The sequence below is a fragment of the Mycobacterium sp. SMC-18 genome (assembly GCF_045310895.1).
GTDB lineage: Bacteria > Actinomycetota > Actinomycetes > Mycobacteriales > Mycobacteriaceae > Mycobacterium.
The window spans coordinates 1-4,960 of sequence record NZ_JBJIAL010000094.1 but is presented as its reverse complement, the minus strand read 5'-3'; the positions used below and the strand labels follow the sequence as shown (position 1 = coordinate 4,960).

Below are 4,960 nucleotides of genomic sequence, written 5' to 3'. Positions count from 1 at the left end.
CAGCCAACCAGACACCCCAATCACAGGCCGACAGCAGCTGACCGTTCTACACCCTCAATCATGAAGAGCCGGTTATCTGGTGTTCCGGGCGCTGGTCTCCGACCGACCACCGACCGAGGACACCGTACGGATCCTGGTCGACGACGTGTTGTTGCCCAGTCTCACAGTGCGCCGGTCGATGAGCTGACCCGCTCGGCGGTCCACACGCCGGGGCGGCCAAGGGGGAGAAGCTGATTCACCTCATGGTCGTACTGCGGGCATGGGGTGTCGACAATGCGTTCGCCGACGATGAGCCGCGTACGTCGTGCGTCCAGAGGGTTGGATCGCCCCATGAGGCGAATCCTGTTGTTCCGGTACCGGACTCGGATCGGGCCCCAATAGTTCTTCGCGCTGATCAGGTGTCAGCGTCATGAGTGCCGTGGTGAGCTCGCGGACGGTCTTGTCATGGGCGAGATCGAGCCAGGCCAGTTCCGCGTCGATGACCCGCGCATAGCTGGTATCTGGATCGAAGTACTCGACTTCTACTCCGAAGAACTCGGCCAACATCTCCGCGGTGTGCGGGGACGGGTACTTCCGGGTGCCCGAACGGAGTTGTGACAGGTACGGCGCCGACAATTGGTACCCGCGCCGGGCGAGGGCCTCGGTCACCTCGAAGCTGCGATACGGCCCCCGCCCCGGCGGCCAGACGGCGGCGAACAATCGATTGAGACGTTCGGCGAAAGTGGCTGCGCCCACCGAATATTGGCGACCTTTCTTGGTGGCCATCGGATTCCCCCTTGAATCAAGTTGCAGTGCAATGACTTACGTTGACTCAGTTGATGACCGCCCGGGGGGTGCGGTGCCTGGGCCAGACGCCACAGGGTGCGGTTCGGGCGCGCGCCTGTCGCACGAACGTTAGCTCACTTTCCTGTGAATGCAACGACAGCTAATGTTTGCGAAGAGTTGACGCTTCGGTAGGTTCATGGAATTCTCGTGACATCAGTTGAGTGCCAGTAAAGCCGGGGGGCTTGGGGCCGGTCTTCTCAAGGGGGATGTAGTGATTCGTGTTCTGCCGCGGGTGCCGCGGAGTGTCGTGCCGACCTTGGCGCTGCTCGCATAGCCGTAACGGCGCTTGTGAGGTTTCGTCGTCTGGTGGTTGCTGGTGGGACGTCGCCGCAGTGAGCAACCAGGTCAAGAGTGTACCGGTGGTGCAGGCCAACGGAGACGCCGTGCACGATATGGAGACTTGAATGAATTCTGTTGGACGGCAGGGCTGCTCACAGGACGATTACGCAGAATGGGCTGACGAGGCCGCGGACGTGCCGGCGGTGCTGATCGGTTCACACCTGTCGAGGCGGCCACGTCCGGCGGCGCGCAACAGCGCGCACATCCCAGGCATGATCTGTCAGCCACCGCGTTCCGTGCGGGTGGCGTATTGGTGGGCCACTGCGCTCCAGGCGCAGGGCTGGCGCTTGCGCGCGCTTGGGGAGCAGCTCGCCGGTGGCGGGTTCATCGCTGAGATCGGGATGACGGGCGGGGAATCGGTGTGGGTCGTCTTTCCCCGGAACATGCCCGACGACGGCACCGAAGCGTCAGCGCTGGCAAACTTTCTACAGCGACTGACCTTTGATCAGCGGAACTACCTCCGCAGGCTTCTCGTCGCCGCGCCCGGGGCCGAACTGTCCCGCCGAACGGACGAATCGCCGCGCTGATCGGCAAGGCCGATGCCACGCGGGAATCGGTGAGGTGGTTCGGCGTCGCATGATGGCCGTTGAGCCCCTTCGTGATTCCCGGTGTGGTGGTGAGTAAGGAATCGATGTGTTGTGGGGGTTTTGTGGTGTTGACACCGAGGGTGAAAGACGAGCTCGCCAGTACCGTCGTGCACCTGCCCAGTGCGCGTAAGGCCGAAGTGACCGCGCTGCTGCAGTTCGCGGGCGGACTCCGTGTGGCCAACGGGCGCGTCGTGATCGACGCTGACGTGGACCGCGAATCCGTCGCCAGCCGGGTTTGCCGTGACCTCAAAGACTTGTGTGGATCCGCGCCCGAGGTGCGCGTATTGCCGAGCGTGGGGTCGCGTCGTCGCTACTTGGTGCATGTCGCCCACCAGGCGGAGGATGTCGCCCGATGGACCGGACTCATCGACCGCTGGGGGCGGCCGGTCCGGGGGATGCCCGCCCAGATCGTCGGCGGCAGCCGGGCGGATGCCGAAGCCGTCTGGCGTGGTGCGTTTCTCGCCCGGGGATCGTTGTCTCTGGCCGGTCGCGCACGGGGACTGGAGGTGGAATGCCCGGGTATGGAAGCCGCCTTGGCGCTGACGGGGGCCGCGCGACGCCTCGGCGTCCACGTGAAAGCGCGACAGCTGCGTGGGGCCGACCGGGTCACGGTTCGTGACCCCGACACCATCTCCTCGCTGCTGAATCTCATTGGCGCCAAACAGACTCATGAGGTCTGGCAGTCGTACCGCGATCGTGGCGGCACCGCCACGGCCGGCGCGGCACTGGTGGACTCCAATCAACGCCGCGCGCAGCAGTCGGCGATGACGACTGCCATCCGGGCGCAACGAGCGCTGGAAATCCTCGGCGACAAGGCGCCCGACCATTTCATCGAGATCGCACGCTTGCGCGTCCAGCACCCTGACCTGTCGTTGGAGGATCTGGGTCGGCTCGCCGAGCCGCCGTTGACGAAGCACGCCGCCGCGGGTCGTCTCCGGCGGGTGCTGGGAATGGCCGACCGCGAAGCCCAGCGAGCCGGAATCGCCGACACCAGTGCGGACGTCACCCCAGTGGGTCACCCTCCACAACATCCGTGATGGTGACGTCGATCGGGCCGGCCGGACTGCTGCCGTCCTGGTCGAGGTCGTCGAGGATGGTTCGGATCGTGTCGAGCACCAGCCGGCGGATGTCGTCGCCGAGGTCGCGCAGTTGGGTTCCGTAGCTTCCGGTGACGTCGATGTCGATGGCACGCAGTACGGCGCCGTCCAGGGTGAAAGCGATGCGGGTCGGCTGGCAGACGAAGCTGCGACGCAACTCCCGGGCCAGCAGGCTGCGCAGAGCGTGGTCGGTGATGTACACGACGCCGGCGCCGGCATCCCGCGACGCGCGGATGGGCCAACCCACCCGGCTCGCTGCATGCACCGCCGCGCGCACCCTGTCGCTGATGGCGTCCCAGCCGGGTTCGGGCACAGTTCTCAGGTATGAAGCTGCGCTGTGCAGGAAGGGATCAGGCTCTGTCACTGCCACCTCCTCAACAGAACTCGCAAAGTCTTCACAGCCCGGTGGTGGTGACCGCGCACCGCGTCGGGGCTCTGGACAGCGGGCAGTTCGCGGTACTCATGGACGGCGGTGTCGAGCGCGGCCGGGCCGTGGCAGACCGCCTGGTCCAGGCATTCGCCGACCCGTTCATCATCGACGGGCACGACCTGCTGATCCGACCGAGCGTCGGCCTGGCGGTGGCCACCGAGGGCGAAGCCGACCTGACTGCCGACGATCTGCTCGCGCGAGCGGCGGCGGCCGTTCAAATCGCCAAGAACTCGCACCTGCGAAGTGCGTACATCCACGGCAGGGACAGCGACATTGACGACGACGCTGCGACGACAACGCGCACCGCGGCCTTGGGAGCACGGCCGACCGAGACGGTCCGGCTGCTGGGCCAGCTACGCCAGGCGATCGACAGTGAGGCACTCTGCCTGTATTACCAACCGAAGTTCGACCTGATCTCGGGCGCCATGATGGGCGTGGAAGCCCTATTGCGTTGGCCCCATGCCGAACTCGGCCTGCTGGCCCCCGACCGCTTCTTGCCGTTGGTGCGTTCGCATGGCCTGACCACCTTGGTGAACGATCTGGTGATCGAGCGGGCGCTTGACGACGTTGCCCGCTGGCGCGGTGAGGGACTGGCTGTTCCCGTGGCAGTCAACGTATTCGCCAATTGCCTCACTGACATCGCCTTGCCCCGGCGGATCGCCAAGGCGCTGGAAGAACGCCGGATCTCTGCGGCCGACCTGACGCTGGAGATCACCGAGGACTTCATGCTGAGCAAGCTGGGACGCGTTCAGTACGTCTTGAACGGGTTGCGCCACACCGGAGTACGGGTCGCGATCGATGATTTCGGCAGCGGCTATTCAACGTTGAGTTACCTGCGCGACCTTCCGGTGGACGAAGTCAAGCTCGACCGGCAGTTCGTCGCATCTGTCCTCAAGGACGATCGTGCCGCCGAAATCGTCCGCTCCATCATTTCGCTGGCCCATCATCTGGGTGCCCGCGTCGTCGCTGAGGGCGTGGAAGACGGCGAAACTGCCGCTCGGCTCAAGCAATTCAAGTGCGACGTTGTGCAGGGCTATCTCTACAGCACGCCCATCGCCGCTGATCGCGTGCCCGCCTGGCTTCGTGAACGGCGAGACTTTCCGCCGAGCATTCCGCGGCCCGTCGCAGCGAGCATCTAGGGCGTGTCTGACAAAAATTTCAGGCGTGGTACCTGAGACTCGTAGGGTGTCGCGGTTCCAGTTGCTTTCCGATGCCCAGTGGTCGTTGATCGAAGATTTGCTTCCGGTCCGGACGGGTAAGCGGGGCAGGCCTTTTCAGGATGCTCGGTCGATGGTTGAGGGCATCATCTACCGATACCGATGTGGCATTGCCTGGCGTGACGTGCCGGAGGTGTTCGGTCCGTGGCAGAGCATCTGGACGTGGCATCGTCGGATGAGCGCTGACGGTACGTGGGATGTGGTGTTGGCCCGGTTGCTGGCAGCCGCTGATGAGGCCGGGATGATCGATTGGGCGGTGGCAGTTGATTCCACGATCGCCCGAGCACACCAGCACGCCACGAACCTCACCCGTGACACAGGGGGCTGGGTCGAATTACACGAATCTGGCGATCGAGCCGCCTGACCACGGCATTGGCCGCTCCCGCGGCGAGCAATGATCAATACCTGTGGATGAGGCCCGAGGAGGCGGCCTGAAAGTGGGCGCACCTTCCCGAGGATGATCAT

At 64.8% G+C, this 4,960-nt stretch carries 6 protein-coding genes and 1 pseudogene; 5 read left to right on the top strand and 2 right to left on the bottom strand.

From position 1 onward, the window contains the following. Positions 1-70 precede the first annotated feature (70 nt). A pseudogene (locus tag ACJH6J_RS30005) lies at positions 71-187 on the top strand (TetR family transcriptional regulator); the annotation flags it as partial. 53 nt (positions 188-240) lie between these two features. Here ACJH6J_RS30005 and ACJH6J_RS30000 read toward each other — a convergent pair. After that, positions 241-765 (bottom strand): helix-turn-helix domain-containing protein, encoded by a 525-nt coding sequence (locus tag ACJH6J_RS30000; RefSeq protein WP_406785045.1) that lies wholly within the window; start codon positions 763-765, stop codon positions 241-243. A gap of 464 nt (positions 766-1,229) precedes the next feature. On the opposite strand from ACJH6J_RS30000, the gene ACJH6J_RS29995 reads away from it, so the two are divergent. Both ACJH6J_RS29995 and whiA read left to right on the top strand, forming a co-directional pair. Next, complete coding sequence (locus tag ACJH6J_RS29995; RefSeq protein WP_406785046.1) at positions 1,230-1,691, top strand: hypothetical protein; 462 nt, start codon at positions 1,230-1,232, stop codon at positions 1,689-1,691. Positions 1,692-1,819: 128 nt separating this feature from the next. Beyond that, entirely contained in the window at positions 1,820-2,788 is a 969-nt protein-coding gene (gene whiA / locus ACJH6J_RS29990; RefSeq protein WP_406785063.1) for a DNA-binding protein WhiA, read from the top strand. Here whiA and ACJH6J_RS29985 read toward each other — a convergent pair. Continuing rightward, on the bottom strand, positions 2,754-3,212 hold the full coding sequence (locus ACJH6J_RS29985) for a hypothetical protein (protein ID WP_133427403.1): 459 nt from the start codon (positions 3,210-3,212) through the stop codon (positions 2,754-2,756). The genes whiA and ACJH6J_RS29985 overlap by 35 nt on opposite strands. A 98-nt stretch (positions 3,213-3,310) precedes the next feature. Here ACJH6J_RS29985 and ACJH6J_RS29980 point away from each other — a divergent pair, with 98 nt between their 5' ends. Together ACJH6J_RS29980 and ACJH6J_RS29975 are read left to right on the top strand one after the other, a co-directional pair. After that, the gene (locus ACJH6J_RS29980; protein WP_406805008.1) at positions 3,311-4,417 is read left to right on the top strand and encodes an EAL domain-containing protein; all 1,107 of its coding nucleotides are present in this window, start codon (positions 3,311-3,313) and stop codon (positions 4,415-4,417) included. Positions 4,418-4,463: 46 nt separating this feature from the next. Next, positions 4,464-4,859, top strand: a complete 396-nt coding sequence (locus tag ACJH6J_RS29975) for an IS5/IS1182 family transposase (protein WP_061009696.1) — start codon at positions 4,464-4,466, stop codon at positions 4,857-4,859. The last annotated feature ends 101 nt before the right edge of the window (positions 4,860-4,960 follow it).

What these genes read in the sequence shown, in the direction of transcription:
- ACJH6J_RS29995 (WP_406785046.1), top strand. Translation starts at nt 1,230, where the DNA reads ATGAATTCTGTTGGACGGCAGGGCTGCTCACAGGACGATTACGCAGAA.
- ACJH6J_RS30000 (WP_406785045.1), bottom strand. Translation starts at nt 765, where the DNA reads ATGGCCACCAAGAAAGGTCGCCAATATTCGGTGGGCGCAGCCACTTTC.
- ACJH6J_RS29980 (WP_406805008.1), top strand. Translation starts at nt 3,311, where the DNA reads ATGGACGGCGGTGTCGAGCGCGGCCGGGCCGTGGCAGACCGCCTGGTC.